Source organism: Polaromonas sp., from assembly GCF_043778355.1.
Classification (GTDB): Bacteria; Pseudomonadota; Gammaproteobacteria; order Burkholderiales; family Burkholderiaceae_C; genus Polaromonas.
Genome location: NZ_JAYWHI010000052.1, coordinates 13,678 through 29,893, shown reverse-complemented (window position 1 = coordinate 29,893; position 16,216 = coordinate 13,678). Strand labels below are relative to the sequence as shown.

The window sequence follows — 16,216 nt, the reverse complement described above, 5'->3', positions numbered from 1 at the left end:
TGTTTTTCCTCAAGCGGCGACAGCAGAAATCATGGGGATGGGCGCATCGGCCTTCTTGCCGGACAGCACGGTCATCCAGACGTTCCAGGCCATCACCAGCATGCCGCCCAGATAGAGCAGGCCACCGAGCAGGCGCACCACGTAGTAGGGATAGGTGGCTTTGACGCTTTCGACAAAGGTGTAGGTCAGGGTGCCGTCGTCATTGACTGCGCGCCACATCAGGCCCTGCATCACGCCAGCAATCCACATGGCCGAGATGTACAGCACGATGCCGATGGTGGACACCCAGAAATGGACCTCGATGGCCGGAATGCTGTACATGGTGGTGCGGCCATACATGCGGGGAATCAGGTAATACAGCGAGCCCATGGTGATGAGCCCGACCCAGCCCAGCGCACCGGCATGCACATGGCCCACGGTCCAGTCGGTGTAATGGCTCAGCGCATTGACGGTCTTGATCGACATCATCGGCCCCTCGAAGGTGGCCATGCCGTAGAACGACAAGGCAACAATCAGGAAACGCAGAATAGGGTCGGTGCGCAGTTTGTGCCAGGCGCCCGACAGCGTCATCACGCCGTTGATCATGCCGCCCCAGCTTGGCGCCAGCAGGATCAGCGAGAACACCATGCCGATGGACTGGGTCCAGTCCGGCAGCGCGGTGTAGTGCAGGTGATGCGGCCCCGCCCACATGTAGGTGAAGATCAGCGCCCAGAAGTGGACGATGGACAGGCGGTAGGAATACACCGGGCGGCCGGCCTGCTTGGGGATGTAGTAGTACATCATCCCCAGGAAGCCTGCGGTCAGCAGGAAGCCGACGGCATTGTGCCCGTACCACCACTGGACCATGGCGTCCTGCACGCCCGCATATGCGGAATAACTTTTCATCCAGCCGGCGGGAATCGCTGCGCTGTTGACAATGTGCAGCAAGGCCACAGCGATGATGAACGAGGCGTAAAACCAGTTGGCCACATAGATGTGGCGAACCTTGCGGGTGCCGATGGTGCCAAAAAACACGACGGCGTAAGCCACCCAGACCAGCGTGATCAGGATGTCGATCGGCCACTCAAGTTCGGCATATTCCTTACCGGAGGTATAACCCAGCGGCAGGCTGATGGCAGCCGCCACAATGACAGCCTGCCAACCCCAGAACACAAAAGACGCCAGCGCCGGCGCGAACAGCCGCACCTGGCAGGTGCGCTGCACCACATGCAGGCTGGTGGCCATCAGCGCACAACCGCCAAAGGCAAAGATCACTGCGTTCGTGTGCAGCGGCCGCAGCCTGCCGTAGCTGAGCCACGAGATGCCGAAGTTGAGTTCGGGCCAGGCGAGTTGGGCGGCGATGACCACGCCGACCAGCATGCCGACCACTCCCCACACCACTGACATCAGGGCAAATTGCCGGACGGCGGTATCGTGGTACAGGGCCGCGGGAGTTGTTTGATCGTTCATGAAGCACCTTTGTCTTGACGCTCCCAGTGTCTGTGCCGCGGAAGGCCTGCGGCTTGATACAAGTCAATCGGAATGCAGAATGCGCTCGCCTTCGGGCTCCAGCGACTCGAACTGGCCGCGCCACACCGCCCAGCCGAGCGCAACCATGATCAGCAGCGCCAGCACCACGGAAAAGGGAATCAACAGGAACAGGATGTCCATTCAGTCTCCAGAAGGTGTGCGCGACAGCCGCGCAGAATTGAGCACCACCAGCAGCGAACTGCCGGCCATGCCCAGGCCGGCCAGCCACGGCGGCATCAGGCCGGCGATGGCAAGCGGCACACACACAGCGTTGTAAAACGCGGCCCAGGCCAGGTTTTGTCGCACAACGCGGCGGGTGCAACGCGCCAGTTGCAGCAGCGCCGGCACCGCCGACAACTGACCGCCCAGCACCACGAAGTCGGACTTGGCCTGCGCCAGCGGCACGGCCTGGCCCATGGCTATCGACACATTCGCACAGGCCAGCACCGGCCCGTCATTCATGCCGTCACCGACCATGAGCACGTGATGGCCGGCCTGCTGCAGTTGCTGCACGTGGGCGAGTTTGTCGTGCGGAGAATGTTCACCGAAGCAGTGTGTGATGCCCGCGCGCGCGCCCAGACGGGCGACCGCGCCGGGCTGATCGCCCGACAGCAGTTCGACCCGGTAACCCTGCGCAAGCAGCGCGCGGGCAGACCTCGCCGCATCGGGCCGCAGGCCTTCGTCGAGCTCGAAGCTGGCCAGCCACTGCTGCCCATCGGCCAGATGCACCTGCGGTCCGCCGCACGGCAGCGCGGCAGCGGGAAAGCCGCAGAACAGCGCCGAGCCGAGAAATACGGTTCGTGACGCGCCACCATCAACCGGGCGGACCCTGGCGCGCACGCCGCCGCCCGAGACCTCTTCCAGCTCAGTGGCCACCAACTCGTCTGCCGCACAACTGTCTGCGATGGCCCGTGACAGCGGATGCAGCGACTGCCGGGCCAGCGCTACAGCCAGCGCCCCCATGGCCGCTGTGTCCGCGCCGGCAGGCGTCACCACCCGCACCACCTTCATGCGGTCGTCGGTCAGTGTGCCGGTTTTGTCGAACACCACGGTGTCCACGAGCGCACAGGCTTCAAACGCCTGGAGACGACGCACCATCACACCCCGGCGTGCCAGGGCGCCGGCAGCGGCCAGCGTGGCGGCTGGTGTGGCCAGCGACAGCGCGCAGGGGCAGGTGACGATCAACACCGCCACCGCCACGCTGATGGCGTGTGCCGGATCCAGCGGCCACCATCCCACCGCCGCCGCGGCGGCGGCGAGCAGCACAAGCAGCAGAAAAGGGCTGGCGATGCAGTCGGCAATTTGCGCCATGTCAGGTTTTTGTGCCGAAGCCTGCTCCATCAGCGCCACCATCGCGGCATAACGCGTGTCGGGCCCGACGCAGCCGACCCGCACCAGCAGCATGCCGCTCAGGTTGTGGCTACCGGCAATCACGGCGCTGCCGGCCGAGCGCAGCAGCGGTGTGGATTCGCCGGTCAGCAAGGCTTCATCGACGCGGCTTTCGCCGGTCGCCACCTGACCGTCCGCCGGGATCACCTCACCGGGCAAGACCCGGATCAGGTCGCCCGCGCGCAGGCGCCGCACCGCAACACGTTCGAAGCGACCATCCGGCGCCTGCCGCTCCACACTGTCAGGCAGCCTTCGCATAAGCGCTTCCAGCGAGCCGGCGGTGCGATCACGCAGGCGCTGTTCGAGCAAGCGTCCCGACAGCAGAAAAAAGACGAACATGGTGACCGAGTCGTACCAGACCTCTGTACCCCAGGGAGATGCCGGATCGAAGGTAGCGGCCGAACTTGCGCCGAAAGCGATCAGGATGCCGAGCGCTACCGGTACGTCCATGCCGATGCGCCGGTGACGCAGGTCGCGCCATGCCGACGAGAAAAACGGCGTGCAGGAAAACACGATGACCGGCAAGGTCAGCACCCAGGAGGCCCAACGCAGCAAGGCCTGCATGTCCGGCGTGATCTCGCCGGGCGCGGCGACGTAGGCCGGCGTGGCATACATCATTACCTGCATCATGCAAAACCCTGCGACCAGCCAGCGCCACAGCAGCAGGCGTTGCGCCTGCAAGCGCGGCACCGCCGACAACAGGTCACCGGCCGGCAGAGCGCGGTAACCGGCGCGTTGCAGGGCGCCTAGCCAGACCGACGGTCGACTGACGCCGCCCTGCCATATCAACCGGGCCGTAGCCGTGGCCCCATTGACCTGCACACCCTCCACGCCGGGCAACCCGCACAGTGCCTGCTCCACGCTCAGTGAGCAGGCCGCGCAATACATGCCGGTGATCGACAGGTAGGACTCCCACCAGCCTTCACGCCCCGCCACAGGGCGGCTGAAGCCGGCCCATTCCGCAGGATCGTCGATCGCCGCCACGTGCGATGTCTCCCCGGCACGGGCAGCGGCCGTCTTGTCACCTGAAAATGCTAGGACCGTGGACATGCCCAAGGCTAACCAGCGCCAGCACAGCATCACTTGACATGGATCAACACCGGGCGGGCGGGCCCGGCGTACGCTCGGCTGCGAATGGGTTTACACAAGGAGTCAGACATGTACCAGCGTATTCTTGTCACCACCGATGGTTCCACGCTCTCTAAAAAAGCCGTGCGCAGCGCGATCGACCTCGCGGCGGCCACCGGCGCCGGTCTGGTGGCGCTCAATGTGGTGCCGCGTTACCCCATGAGTTATTTCGAGGGTGGCGTGTCCATGTCCAGTGACGATGTTGGCCGCATCGAGAAAAAGTGGGCCGAAGACGGCCAGGCCATCGTGAATGCCGTCGAAAAGACTGCGCAGGCTGCGGGGGTCAAAGTCAAGACTGCAGTCACACGCTCTGATTTTGTAGCCGAGTCCATCATGGCCGCAGCCAGAAAACACAAGTGTGACCTGATCGTCATGGCCTCGCACGGCCGCAAGGGCATCAAGCGCCTGCTGCTGGGGAGCGAGACCCAGCATGTCCTCACCCACAGCAGCGTGCCGGTGCTGGTGTTACGCTGACACTTTCACACCAAGGAGACTTCATGAAAATACTGTTCGCTGCAGACGGCAGCAAATACACCAAAAAAGCGCTGGCTTTTCTCGTGACGCATGACAGCCTGGCCGGCCCTGAGGGCGAGGTGGTCGTGATCAATGTCCAGGCGCCGGTGCCAGGACGGGTCAGCAGCATGCTGGGCGCCACCGAAGTTGCGGCTTACCATGCCGAGGAATCGCAAAAAGTGCTGGTAACCATCGAGCGTTTTCTCACGCGCCACAAGATTACCTTCAAGACACGGGCCGTCGTGGGTGCGCCCACGGCTGAAATCCTGCGCGCGGCCAAACGCGAAAAAGCGCACATGATCGTCATGGGTACCCATGGCCACGGCATCCTCGGCCGCGCCGTGATGGGCAGTGTGGCGCAGCGCGTGGTGACGGATGCCGAGATCCCGGTGCTGCTGGTGAAATAAAGTCACGGCCCCGGTGGGCCTGCAGACACAAAAAAAGCTGACGATGTCAGCTTTTTTTGGGTACAAGCTCTCGCTATTTGCTTGCCACCGGCGCGGGCATTTCCACACCGCGATTGGGCTGCCCTTCGACATCCGCCCTGCGGTCAAAGGTGAGCAGTTTGCCCATCACGACCTGCACCCACATCGGATAGGTGTAAGCCGTTCCCTTGTTGTGGTCGATGATGGCACCGATGCCGCCACCAAAAATAATGTTGCCAGCCATACCCGCATTGGCACGCGAAATGGCAACACCCCGACCGTCAGACTCACCGGCTTTGGCACAGGTGATCTGCAGATCTTTCGACGAGCGGCGAACATTGACAGTGGCAGGCGTCTTGACGACTTGCGTGCCATAGTCATTTTCATATTTGCATTCCGCATCCTTGATCTCCGTGCCGTTGGCGCCGTAGGTTTCAAAACGGACGGGATTGGTCGAGTCGTTGACGATGGATGCGCAACCGGTCACGGCGACGCAGGCCACGAGCGTGGCATAAAAGCGGATGGACATGGAAATCTCCCTCGGGAATTGTTTTTAAGAAAAAGCGCAGGCGAATGTAACATGGGTTTACACCCCGATACGCCCGCGCCTTCCCTTGCCCCAAGGCAGAGCCATCGGCCGCTCAAGCCATGGGTAGCGTCACCCCCACCTGCCCCTGATACTTGCCGCCTCGGTCCTTGTAGCTCACCTCGCAGACGTCGTCCTTGTCGCTTTCGAAGAACAACACCTGCGCGCAGCCCTCACCCGCGTAAATCTTGGCGGGCAGCGGCGTGGTGTTGGAAAACTCCAGCGTCACATACCCTTCCCACTCGGGCTCGAAAGGTGTCACGTTGACGATGATGCCGCAGCGGGCGTAGGTGCTTTTGCCCAGGCAGATGGTCAGCACGTTGCGCGGGATGCGGAAGTATTCGACGGTACGGGCCAGCGCGAAGCTGTTGGGCGGGATGATGCAACTGTCGCCATGAAAATCGACAAAGCTTTTTTCGTCGAAGTTTTTCGGGTCCACCACCGTGCTGTGGATGTTGGTGAAGACCTTGAACTCGGGCGCGCAGCGGATGTCGTAACCATAGCTGCTGGTGCCGTAGCTGATGATTTTTTTGCCTTCGCTTTCGCGGATCTGGCCCGGCTCGAACGGCTCGATCATGCCGGTGGTCTCGGCCATGCGGCGTATCCATTTGTCGCTTTTGATGCTCATTGCGGTGTTTCCCTCGGTGTGGCTAGATTGTAGGCAAGCCAGAACCGACGCCGTTCAACGTCTTGTTTGCTATATTTTTTATAGCTGATTCCGCCCGCCAGTTATGGGCCAGATGCCGATTCGGCTTGAGAAATAACGACCTGTTCAATGACCCGGTCGTCGCCGAGCACGATCAGCGCAAACAGCATTTCGTCCAGGCTGCCGGCCTGCGCCGTCTTGCGCGCCAGCAGGGGCGTGGCTTGCGGGTCGAGAACCACAAAGTCCGCCTCACAACCAGGCAGCAGGTTTCCGATCACACCTTCGAGGCCTAGCGCCCGCGCGGCGCCGCCGGTGTGCTGCCACCACAGTTGCTGCGGGCTCAGCGACACGCCGGCTTTGGTCTGACCTTCGCGCCCCACGTAATAGGCGGCCAGCATGGTGTGGAAGGGGCTGAAGCTGGTGCCGCCGCCCACGTCACTGGCCAGGCCATAGAGAAAACCGGTGCGGTCGGCTGCCTGGTAGTCAAAAAAGCCACTGCCCAAAAACAGGTTGCTGGTCGGACTGACGGCCGCGGCCGTGCCGGTGCCGCGCATCAGCGCCCTGTCCTCGTCGTCGATGTGGATGCAGTGCGCATAAACCGCACGCGGACGCAACAGGCCAAATTGCTCGTACACGCTGAGATAGCTGCGCGCCTGCGGATACAGCGCACGCACCCAGGCGACCTCGTCCTTGTTTTCTGCCACATGCGACTGGATCCAGACGTCGGCGTAACGGGCGGCCAGTTCGCCGGCGCCGCGCAATTGCGCCTCGCTGCAGCTTGGCACAAACCGCGGCGTGATCGCGTAGCCAAGCCGGTCCACGCCATGCCAGCGCGTGATCAGCGCCTCGGTGTCGCGCAGACTTTGTTCGGTTTCGTCGCGCACACCGTCCGGCGAATTCTGGTCCTGAAGCACCTTGCCGGCAATCATCCGCAGGCTGCGGCGCTGGGCTTCGCCCAGCAGCGCGTTGACCGAGGCCGGATGCGAGGTGGCAAACGCCAGCGCCGTCGTCACGCCGTGGCGCAGCAACTCGTCCACGAAGAAGGTGGCCGCCTCGCTGTTGTGCACCGGATCCGAAAAGCGGCTTTCATGCGGGAAGGTGTAATTCTCCAGCCAGGGCAGCAGGCCTTCGGCCGGCGAGCCGATCACATCAAGCTGCGGGTAGTGGATGTGCATGTCCACAAACCCCGGCGCGATGATGCGGCCCGGCAGGTGGCTGATGTCCAGATCGGGAAAGCGCGGCGCCAGCGCACTGTAGCTGCCTGCAGCCTGCACCACCTGCCGGCCGGCAGCGTCCGGGCCGACCACCAGCAGGCCATCGGTCTCCAGAGCCGCCTGCGCGGGCTCGGGAAAATAGAGGAGGGAGGCGCGCCAGGCTTTCATGCTTGCAAGGTTACCGCAGCAGCAGCCTTTGGCTATAAGCATTGGCCTATAGGCGTTATAGGCGCAGCGTGCAACTGTCCCCCACCGACGCGCGCCAGACACGCACGGCACTCAGGGTAGGCAACCGCGGCTGCAGATTTTCAAGAATAAAGCGGCACAGGTTTTCCAGCGTGGGCGGGCCCAGGCCGGCAACCTCGTCGAGCAAATGGTGGTCCAGCTTCCCGCGCAGCAGCTCGACCTCGCGCCGCACCCATCCCAAGTCCATCACCATGCCGGTCTGGGGATCAGGCAGCCCGGTCAGAAACACTTCCGCATCGTAAGTATGGCCGTGTACGCGGCGGCTGCTGTCAGTCTCGATCTCGCGCTTGAGCGTGTGCGCCGCGTCAAAGAAAAATTTCTGGCTGATGGTGTAGTTCATTAGCGTATGCCGGTAATTTTGTGGGTCTGCAGGCTGAGCCGCCAGACCGGCCGCGCCAGGCATAGCTCAATACAGGCTTCGGTGTTGCGCTGCCGCTCGGGGTTGTCCATGGGCTGCAGGTAACGATGGGTGAAGCCTGCAGCCTCCAGTTCGTCAAGCGCCAGTTGCGGCTGCGGCCACACCACCTTGAGCTCCTGGCCTTCACGCTGCACCCAGGGTGCACCGGCCTTGGGGCTGACGCAAAGCCAGTCGATGCCGTCCGGCGCCGCCAGAGTGCCATTGGTTTCCACCGCGATGGCGAACTCCCGCGCATGCAAGGCGTCAATCAATGCGGCATCCAGCTGAAGCAGGGGCTCACCACCAGTCATCACCACGAAGCGGTTCCCGGCACCGGATGGCCACAAGGTTTCGATTCGGCGCGCAAGTTCATCCGCCCCGGCGAACTTGCCACCCAAGCTGCCGTTCGTGCCGACAAAGTCCGTGTCGCAGAACCGGCAAATCGCCGATCTGCGGTCCTGCTCACGCCCCGACCACAGGTTGCAACCGGCAAAGCGGCAAAAAACCGCAGGGCGACCCGCGTTGGCCCCCTCCCCCTGCAGCGTATAGAAAATCTCCTTGACCTGATAGCTCACGAGCTGCTCCCTGCGACTGCCAGAAGCGAAGGGGAAACAGGGAAGGAAAAACAGACGGCCACGCGCGTCGGAACGACTGTGGTCACGAGGTTTTTATACATGGTGGTCCTCTACATGGCCCCGGAAAATAAAAACACCAGCGCGCCGGGACAGCACGCGGGTCAAGCACTATTTTAGCCGCTCAGAACCAGCACACGATCCCACCTCTTCACCAGCTGGGGACGCGGGTCCGCTTCTGCCAGCCCCCAAACATGCCGGCCTGCAGGGCGCGGGGAGTTAAGCGCAGCGAACGACCTTGGGAGCCAAGAGCAGCCGAAGGTCAATAATTGATGCAGGCGATGTCAAACAAGGCATCCTGGAAGCTGCCCTCCCGCACAAGCTCCCACCTGCGCGGCACCTGGTCCTCGAAGACCACCTGGCCATGGCCCATGGGTTCTGACAGCAACGCCGCCGAAAGAATGCGCAGGCGCCGGTTCTTGCAGTCGAACTCGCTCTGGTGCAGGCGCGAGAAATACCCCTTTTCGTCGCTGATCTGGACCAGCTGGTAGTCCATCAGCCACCACATCCGGATCAGGCCGCCCTTGCCACGCAAGGTGTTGCGGTCAATATAGGTGATGACCATCTCATCGACCATGACCGGCATCCATTGGGCCGCAGCGCCCGTGCTGAGGCAACAGAAAACCAGGGACAGGAGCAGGCGTTTCATGGCGATGAGGCGGCAATTTTCCAACAATCATAGTGCGGCGCGACGCGAGACAGGCCCAGAAATTGCCCTTTGACAGGTCCGGGAGGCGATAATCGCGGGCAAATAGCGGCCCTGGCCAAGGAATCAGCCAAGATGCAGATACATGACAAGGATATTTACGCGCTCACGACCCGAGGCCAGGACGAGCTGCGCAGCGGAGCGACATCCCTCAGTCCAGCCGAAATCGAACTGCTGGTAAGAATCGACGGCTCCCAAAGCCTGAGCCAGCTCAGGGCCGGCATGACGCCCGCTCCCGCCGGTGTTTTTACAGCAGCGGTCATGACACTGCAGGACAAGAAGCTGGTCGCGCTGGCGGAAGTTGATCCCTTCACCGAGCAGTTCACCGCAACAATGAACGATTTTGCAGTCACCCTGGCCGAGGCCGAGGCCGACTCGGGGGCAGCATCGCTGAAAAAAGCCGGCTACTACGTCAGGATAGCCAGGCCGCGCGGCCCGGCCAAACCGCGGGATCCCGGTCAACCGCTGTCGGCCATTGTGGTGGACGACGAACCCATGCTGGCCAAATTCATCCAGAGCTACCTGATGTTCGAGGGTTTCAAGGTTCGGGTGGCGAGCAACCGTGAGGAGGTCGTGACCGAGTTCCGCAAACAACCGGCCCCTGATCTGATCCTGCTCGATGTGGTGCTGCCCGACGCCGACGGTTTCGACATCCTGCTGCGCTTGCGCCAGCACCCCTTGCTGAAAGCTGTGCCGGTCATCATGCTGACCGGCAAGGCCACGCGTGAGGCGGTGCTTAAAGGCCTGGCGGGGGGCGCCGACGGCTACGTCACCAAACCTTTTGAAGCCGATGCACTGATGCATGTGGTGCGCACCGTGCTCGGGCTGCCGGCCGCGCCTGACGCCCCGGCGCTGTCTTTGCTCTGACGCCAGGTTTATACGCGGAATTCCCCGAAACATGCCTCCAGACGGTCGATGTAACGGCGCTTCAATGCCTCATCGATAAAACTCGCCTCGAAGCTGTTGCGTGCCAGCGTGTAAGCATGTCGCGTGTCCATGCCGACGGCCGCAAAGGTCTGTATGAAGTTGTCATTCATGTAGCCGCCGAAGTAAGCCGGGTCGTCCGAATTGATGGTGACGGCCAGGCCGGCGTCCAGCAACTGCCGCAGGTTGTGTTGCGCCAGGTCCGGAAACACGCAGAGCTTGAGATTGGACAGCGGGCACACGGTCAGCGCAATGCGGTCCTGCGCCAGCCGCTGCATCAGCGCGGGGTCCTGGATGGCCTGCACCCCGTGGTCGATACGTTCGACCTTGAGAACATCCAGCGCGGTCCAGATGTAGGCGGGCGGGCCCTCCTCGCCTGCATGCGCGACCAGGTGCAAGCCGAGTTCGCGGCAACGCGCAAACACCTGTGCAAACTTTTCCGGCGGATTGCCGAGCTCGCCGGAATCCAGCCCGACACCGATGAACTTGTCGCGGTACGGCAGTGCCTGCTCCAGGGTTTCGAAGGCCTCTGCTTCGCTCAGGTGGCGCAGAAAACACAAAATCAGTGAGGCGCTGACACCCAGTTCGGCCTGCGCATCAACGCAGGCGCGGTGCAGGCCCAAGATCACGGTGTCCATGGCCACACCGCGCGCGGTATGGGTCTGCGGATCAAAAAACAGCTCGGCATGGACGACGTTGTCAGCCGCAGCTTTCACGAAATAAGCGTGCGCCATGTCGTAAAAATCCTGCTCCTGGATCAATACACTGGCGCCAGCGTAATAAATATCCAGAAAGCTCTGCAGGTTGGTGAAGGCGTAGGCGCTGCGCAGCGCGTCCACGCTCGCATAAGGTAGCGTGACGCCGTTGCGGCGCGCGAGCGCAAAAATCAGCTCCGGCTCCAGCGAGCCTTCAATATGGATGTGCAGCTCCGCCTTGGGCATGGCCTGCAACAAGGCGGGCAAACGGTCGGCAGAGATGTCGGGCACGCGGTACATGTGAGCTCCTAAAAACAAAAAGGCTGCGCGAAGGCAGCCTGGGTCAGCAAGCGGCGGCAGCCCCGCCGCCGGTCGCTGCAGGGCGGCCTCAGTTGCCCGGCACTTTGCCTTCCACGCCCTTGACGTAGGTCTTCAGGCCGCCGAGAAACTTGTCGTCGGCCACCACGTCCTTGGCAATCAGTTCCTTGCCAGTGTTGTCCATGATCGGGCCTTTCCAGATCGAAAAGCTGCCGTCTTTCAGACCGGCCTTGATTTCGTCCACACGCTTCTTGGTGTCGTCTGGCACGTCGGCAGCCATCGACACCATGTCGATCGCGCCTTCCTTGACGCCCCACCAGACCTGGCCGGTGGCCCAGGTGCCATCCAGCGCGTCCTTGACGGCCTTGATGTAGTACGGGCCCCAGTTGATGATGGCCGAACCGAGGTGGGCCTTGGGGCCATAAGCGGTCATGTCCGAATCCCAGCCGAAGGCACGCTTGTTCATCTTCTCGGCGGTCTGCAGCACGGCCGACGAGTCGGTATTCTGGAACAACACGTCGGCGCCGCCGTTGATCAGCGCGGTGGCAGCTTCGGTTTCCTTGGGCGGGTTGAACCACTCGTTGACCCAGACGACTTTGGTCTTGACCTTGGGGTTGACCGACTGCGCGCCCAGCGTGAAGGCGTTGATATTGCGCACAACTTCAGGAATAGGGATCGAGCCGACCACACCCAAGGTGCCCGACTTGCTCATCTTGCCGGCGATCACACCAGCCATGTAGGCGCCTTCGTAAGTCCGGCTGTCGTAGGTGCGCATGTTCTCGGCGGTCTTGTAGCCGGTGGCATGCTCGAACTTCACACCCTTGTTGTCATTGGCGACCTTGAGCATAGGCTCCATGTAGCCGAAAGTGGTGCCGAAAATCAGCTTGTTGCCCTGGCCGGCCATGTCGCGGATCACCCGTTCGGCATCGGCCGACTCAGGCACCTTCTCGACGTAGCTGGTGACCACCTTGTCGCCAAATTCCTTCTCGATGGCCTTGCGACCGTTGTCGTGCGCAAAGGTCCAGCCGCCATCGCCGACCGGGCCGACGTAGGCGAAAGCGATCTTCAGCGGCTCGGGCTTGGCCGGTGCGGCGGCGACCGGCGCAGGCGCCGGTGCCGGCGCGGGTTCTTCCTTCTTGCCGCAACCGATCAGGGCGGCGGATGCGACGGCCGAAAGGGCAGCCAGCTTGAGCAGTGAGCGTTTTTTCAGATCAGTCATGTCGTCTCCTGTAGCGACGGTTAAGCCAGGTTTTGGCGAAAAAAGCCCGATTATGAACCGGGGTAAAAAGGCTTGCCTATGGAAGTCGGCATGTTCAGTCGGATCCAGCGCGGGTTGCGCGAGATCAGCACCAGCACCACGATGGTGGCCAGATAGGGCAACATGGTCAGGAACTGGGGCGGCACATCCACCCCCAGGCCCTGCAAATGAAACTGCAGCATGGTCACTCCACCGAACAGGTAAGCACCAAGCAACACCCGTGCCGGGCGCCAGGTCGCGAAGGTGGTCAGCGCCAGCGCAATCCATCCCTTGCCAGCAATCATGCCCTCAACCCACAGGGGCGTGTACACCACAGAGACATAAGCCCCGGCCAGACCGCACAGTGCTCCACCGGCGACCACGGCCAGGAGCCGGATGCGCCGCACCGGATAACCGAGGGCATGGGCCGATTCCGGGCTTTCGCCGACCGAGCGCAACACCAGGCCAGCACGCGTGCGGTACAAAAACCAGATCAGGCCGGCCGTCAAGGCCATGGCGACATAGACCATGGGGTGCTGGCGGAACAGCGCCGGGCCGACAAAAGGCAGATCACCGAGCCAGGGGATCACATATTTGGCTTGCTCAGGCAATTTTTCCTGCACGTAGCTGATGCCGACAAAGGCTGAAAATCCTGCACCAAAGAGGCTCAGCGCCAGGCCGGTCGCGTACTGGTTGGTGTTCAGCCAGATCACCAGCACGCCAAAAATCGCGGCCAGCAAGGCGCCGGCCGCCATGCCGGCTGCAAAACCCAGCCAGCTGTTGCCGGTGTGCACCACGGTGGCGAAACCGGCAATCGCGGCGCACAGCATCATGCCTTCGGCGCCGAGGTTGACGATGCCGGCTTTTTCGTTGATCAGCAGGCCCAGCGCGGCGATTGCCAGTACGGTGCCCGCGCTCAAGGTCGCGGCAACAAGCAAGGCGGTCGAGTCCATCAGCGAGCCCCCTTTCGGAACCTGATCCGGTAGGCGATGAGCGTGTCGCAGGCCAGCAAGCTGAACAGCAGCAGGCCCTGAAACACACCCGTCAGCGATTTGGGCAGGCCCAGGCGCGACTGCGCAAGCTCCCCGCCGATATAAAACATGCTCATCAGGATGGCCGAGAACACCATGCCCGCCGGGTGCAGGCGGCCGACAAAAGCCACGATGATGGCGGCAAAACCATACCCTGCAGGCACATAAGGCGTGAGCTGGCCAATCGGCCCAGCCACCTCCAGCGCCCCGGCCAAACCTGCGGCGCCGCCGGAAGTCAGCAGTGCAATCCACAGAGCCTTGCGCGAGGAAAAGCCCGCATACCGCGCGGCGCTGGGAGCCAGGCCACCGACCTGCTGGGCAAACCCGGCATAGGTGCGAAACAGAAAAATCCATAACGCCGCCGCGCCCGCCAGGGCGATCAGCAGGCCAATGCTGACGCGCGAGCCAGTCATCAGGCGCGGAATCTGCGTGATCGCCTCGAAGGTTTTGGTTTGCGGAAAGTTGTAGCCCTGCGGGTCCTTCCACGGGCCGAACACCAGATAACTCAACACCATGTCGGCCACATAGACCAGCATCAGGCTGACCAGAATTTCATTGGCATTGAAGCGGTCACGCAACAGCGCGGTGATGCCAGCCCACACCATGCCGCCCAGCACACCGGCGGCGATGATGGCTGGAACAATCCACGGGCCTGTGGTTTTGTCGGCCAGCAGCGCGACGCCGCCGGCAGCCACAGCGCCGATTACAAACTGACCCTCGGCGCCAATATTCCAGACGTTGGAGCGAAAACACACAGCCAGACCCAGCGCAATGATCAACAGCGGTGTGGCCTTGACCATCAGTTCGCCCAGCGCATACGGTGACTTGATGGGCTCCCAGAAAAAAACCTGAAGACCGCGCACCGGATCTTTGCCAAGCGCCACAAACAGACACACGCCGATCAGCACCGTGATCAGCAGCGCCAGCAGCGGCGAACCAAAACTCCACAGCTTCGAGGGCTGCGGGCGGGCTTCAAGCTTGAGCATGCGCGCTCCCTTCACTACCCGTTCGGGCTGAGCCTGTCGAAGCCACTGCGTCCCGATCATGCTCAGCTTGTCGAAGGGCGGACTCAGAGTGAACGGTACTTTGTGCCCACAACCCGCTCATCCATTGACCCACCAGCGCCACCGTGGCTTCGGCACGCGACAACGGCGGAGAAAGCTGGCCCTTGGCCATCACGTACAGCCGGTCGCTCATGTCAAACAGCTCTTCCAGTTCCTCGCTGACCACCAGCACGGCGCAGCCGCTGCCGGCAAGCTTCAATATTTCACCGCGAATCTGCGCGGCCGCGCCCACGTCCACGCCCCAGGTTGGTTGCGAGACGATCAGCAGCGCGGGCTTCGCCGCGACCTCGCGCCCGACGATGAATTTCTGCAGGTTGCCGCCCGACAAGGATTGCGCCGCCGCACCCGGCCCGCCGGCCTTGACATGGAAACGCTCGATGATGGCCGCCGCCTGCGCGCGCAGCGTGCGCAGTTGCAACCAGCCACCGCGCCCGACCGCGTTCTTGCGCGTGAGCAGCAGGTTGTGCGCCAGGCTCAGCGCCGGCACCGCGCCGCGGCCCAGCCGTTCTTCAGGCACAAAATGCAGGCCAAGCGCGCGGCGCTGCGCCGGGTTCAGCCGGCCCGCGCCCTGCCCAGCGACCTGGATGGCTGCTGCCGGTGCACGCGTGTCTTCGCCCGACAGCGCATACAGCAGCTCTTTTTGCCCGTTGCCCGAGACGCCTGCAATCCCGACCACCTCACCGGCCCGCACCTGCAGCGTGATCTGCTGCAAGTCCACGCCAAACTGGTCTTCACGGCTCAGGCTTAAATCGCGCACATCGAGCACGGTTGCGCCCAGCGCCAGCTCCCTGTGCTCCAGTGCCGGTGGCTCGGCGCCAATCATCAAGCGGCTCAGTGAGGCGTTGGACTCCTGGCGCGGGTCACACACGCCGGTGACCTTGCCACCGCGTAACACGGTGCAGGCGGTGCACAGTTCGCGGATCTCATGCAGCTTGTGGCTGATGTACAAAATGCTGCAACCATTCGCTGCGAGCCGGCGCAAGGTGACAAACAGGTTTTCGACCGCCTGCGGCGTCAGTACCGACGTCGGCTCGTCAAGGATCAACAGCCGGGGATCGGTCAGCAGCGACCGGACGATTTCCACACGCTGGCGCTCGCCGACACCCAGCGTGTGCACCGGCCGCATCGGATCGAGTTGCAAGCCATACTCCCGCGTGGTGGTCTCGATGCGACGCGACACCTCCGCCAGACTGAGACTTCTATCCAGCCCGAGCCAGACGTTTTCGGCCACAGTCAGGGTGTCAAACAGGCTGAAGTGCTGGAACACCATGGCGATGCCGAGTGCCCGCGCCTCCTGCGGGTTCCGCACCACCACGTCCTGGCCGTCCATGCGTACCGTGCCGGCATCGGGTTTGACGGCACCGTAGATGATTTTCATCAAGGTCGATTTGCCAGCGCCGTTTTCGCCGAGCACGGCGTGGATCTCACCGGGCTGGACCGTCAGCGACACTTCGCTGTTGGCAACCACCGCCGGGTAGGCCTTGGTGATGCCGGTGAGCTGAAGGCGCGGTGCCGCGCCAGCGTGTGCCCCGGCTGGGGGAGTGGAAGTGGTCATT

Annotated in this window: 17 protein-coding genes; 3 read left to right on the top strand and 14 right to left on the bottom strand. The window is 62.8% G+C overall.

What is annotated here, in order from left to right; all coding sequences use genetic code 11:
• Positions 1-9 precede the first annotated feature (9 nt).
• The 3 genes from ccoN to ACH2CW_RS08500 form a co-directional block, all read right to left on the bottom strand.
• Positions 10-1,449, bottom strand: a complete 1,440-nt coding sequence (ccoN, locus tag ACH2CW_RS08510) for a cytochrome-c oxidase, cbb3-type subunit I (protein ID WP_395057062.1) — start codon at positions 1,447-1,449, stop codon at positions 10-12.
• Positions 1,450-1,512: 63 nt separating this feature from the next.
• Positions 1,513-1,650, bottom strand: coding sequence for a cbb3-type cytochrome oxidase assembly protein CcoS (gene ccoS, locus ACH2CW_RS08505; RefSeq protein WP_395057060.1), 138 nt, complete (start codon positions 1,648-1,650; stop codon positions 1,513-1,515).
• Positions 1,651-3,948, bottom strand: a complete 2,298-nt coding sequence (locus ACH2CW_RS08500) for a heavy metal translocating P-type ATPase (protein ID WP_395057058.1) — start codon at positions 3,946-3,948, stop codon at positions 1,651-1,653.
• Positions 3,949-4,056: 108 nt separating this feature from the next.
• Here ACH2CW_RS08500 and ACH2CW_RS08495 point away from each other — a divergent pair, with 108 nt between their 5' ends.
• Positions 4,057-4,500 (top strand): universal stress protein, encoded by a 444-nt coding sequence (locus tag ACH2CW_RS08495; protein ID WP_395057056.1) that lies wholly within the window; start codon positions 4,057-4,059, stop codon positions 4,498-4,500.
• Positions 4,501-4,523: 23 nt separating this feature from the next.
• A complete protein-coding gene (locus ACH2CW_RS08490) occupies positions 4,524-4,946 on the top strand; it encodes a universal stress protein (protein ID WP_395057054.1) in 423 nt (140 codons plus the stop codon).
• Between the two features lie 73 nt (positions 4,947-5,019).
• Here ACH2CW_RS08490 and ACH2CW_RS08485 read toward each other — a convergent pair whose 3' ends face one another.
• From ACH2CW_RS08485 to ACH2CW_RS08460, 6 genes are all read right to left on the bottom strand, one after another.
• Positions 5,020-5,493, bottom strand: a complete 474-nt coding sequence (locus tag ACH2CW_RS08485) for a hypothetical protein (RefSeq protein WP_395057052.1) — start codon at positions 5,491-5,493, stop codon at positions 5,020-5,022.
• Positions 5,494-5,605: 112 nt separating this feature from the next.
• Positions 5,606-6,178, bottom strand: coding sequence for a dCTP deaminase (gene dcd / locus ACH2CW_RS08480; RefSeq protein WP_395057050.1), 573 nt, complete (start codon positions 6,176-6,178; stop codon positions 5,606-5,608).
• Between the two features lie 101 nt (positions 6,179-6,279).
• Complete coding sequence (gene guaD / locus ACH2CW_RS08475) at positions 6,280-7,578, bottom strand: guanine deaminase (RefSeq protein WP_395057049.1); 1,299 nt, start codon at positions 7,576-7,578, stop codon at positions 6,280-6,282.
• Between the two features lie 55 nt (positions 7,579-7,633).
• Positions 7,634-7,996 (bottom strand): 6-pyruvoyl trahydropterin synthase family protein, encoded by a 363-nt coding sequence (locus ACH2CW_RS08470; protein WP_395057047.1) that lies wholly within the window; start codon positions 7,994-7,996, stop codon positions 7,634-7,636.
• Positions 7,996-8,628: a 7-carboxy-7-deazaguanine synthase gene (gene queE, locus ACH2CW_RS08465; RefSeq protein WP_395057045.1), complete on the bottom strand. Its 633-nt coding sequence runs from the start codon at positions 8,626-8,628 to the stop codon at positions 7,996-7,998. The genes ACH2CW_RS08470 and queE overlap by 1 nt, the downstream gene beginning before the upstream one ends.
• A gap of 319 nt (positions 8,629-8,947) precedes the next feature.
• Entirely contained in the window at positions 8,948-9,334 is a 387-nt protein-coding gene (locus ACH2CW_RS08460; RefSeq protein WP_395057043.1) for a surface-adhesin E family protein, read from the bottom strand.
• Between the two features lie 132 nt (positions 9,335-9,466).
• Here ACH2CW_RS08460 and ACH2CW_RS08455 point away from each other — a divergent pair, with 132 nt between their 5' ends.
• Positions 9,467-10,258: a response regulator transcription factor gene (locus ACH2CW_RS08455; protein ID WP_395057041.1), complete on the top strand. Its 792-nt coding sequence runs from the start codon at positions 9,467-9,469 to the stop codon at positions 10,256-10,258.
• Between the two features lie 8 nt (positions 10,259-10,266).
• Here the strand turns inward: ACH2CW_RS08455 and ACH2CW_RS08450 are convergent, their stop codons facing one another.
• The 5 genes from ACH2CW_RS08450 to ACH2CW_RS08430 all read right to left on the bottom strand — a co-directional run bounded on the left by ACH2CW_RS08450 (position 10,267) and on the right by ACH2CW_RS08430 (position 16,215).
• Positions 10,267-11,310 carry an adenosine deaminase gene (locus ACH2CW_RS08450; RefSeq protein ID WP_395057039.1) on the bottom strand — a complete coding sequence of 348 codons (1,044 nt, stop codon included), beginning with the start codon at positions 11,308-11,310 and terminating at the stop codon, positions 10,267-10,269.
• An 88-nt stretch (positions 11,311-11,398) separates the two neighbouring features.
• Positions 11,399-12,547 (bottom strand): BMP family ABC transporter substrate-binding protein, encoded by a 1,149-nt coding sequence (locus ACH2CW_RS08445; RefSeq protein ID WP_395057037.1) that lies wholly within the window; start codon positions 12,545-12,547, stop codon positions 11,399-11,401.
• A gap of 50 nt (positions 12,548-12,597) precedes the next feature.
• Positions 12,598-13,518 carry an ABC transporter permease gene (locus ACH2CW_RS08440; RefSeq protein WP_395057035.1) on the bottom strand — a complete coding sequence of 307 codons (921 nt, stop codon included), beginning with the start codon at positions 13,516-13,518 and terminating at the stop codon, positions 12,598-12,600.
• A complete protein-coding gene (locus ACH2CW_RS08435) occupies positions 13,518-14,582 on the bottom strand; it encodes an ABC transporter permease (RefSeq protein ID WP_395057033.1) in 1,065 nt (354 codons plus the stop codon). Before ACH2CW_RS08435 ends, ACH2CW_RS08440 begins: the two co-directional genes overlap by 1 nt.
• Positions 14,569-16,215: an ABC transporter ATP-binding protein gene (locus tag ACH2CW_RS08430; protein WP_395057031.1), complete on the bottom strand. Its 1,647-nt coding sequence runs from the start codon at positions 16,213-16,215 to the stop codon at positions 14,569-14,571. The genes ACH2CW_RS08435 and ACH2CW_RS08430 overlap by 14 nt, the downstream gene beginning before the upstream one ends.
• Position 16,216: the final 1 nt, after the last annotated feature.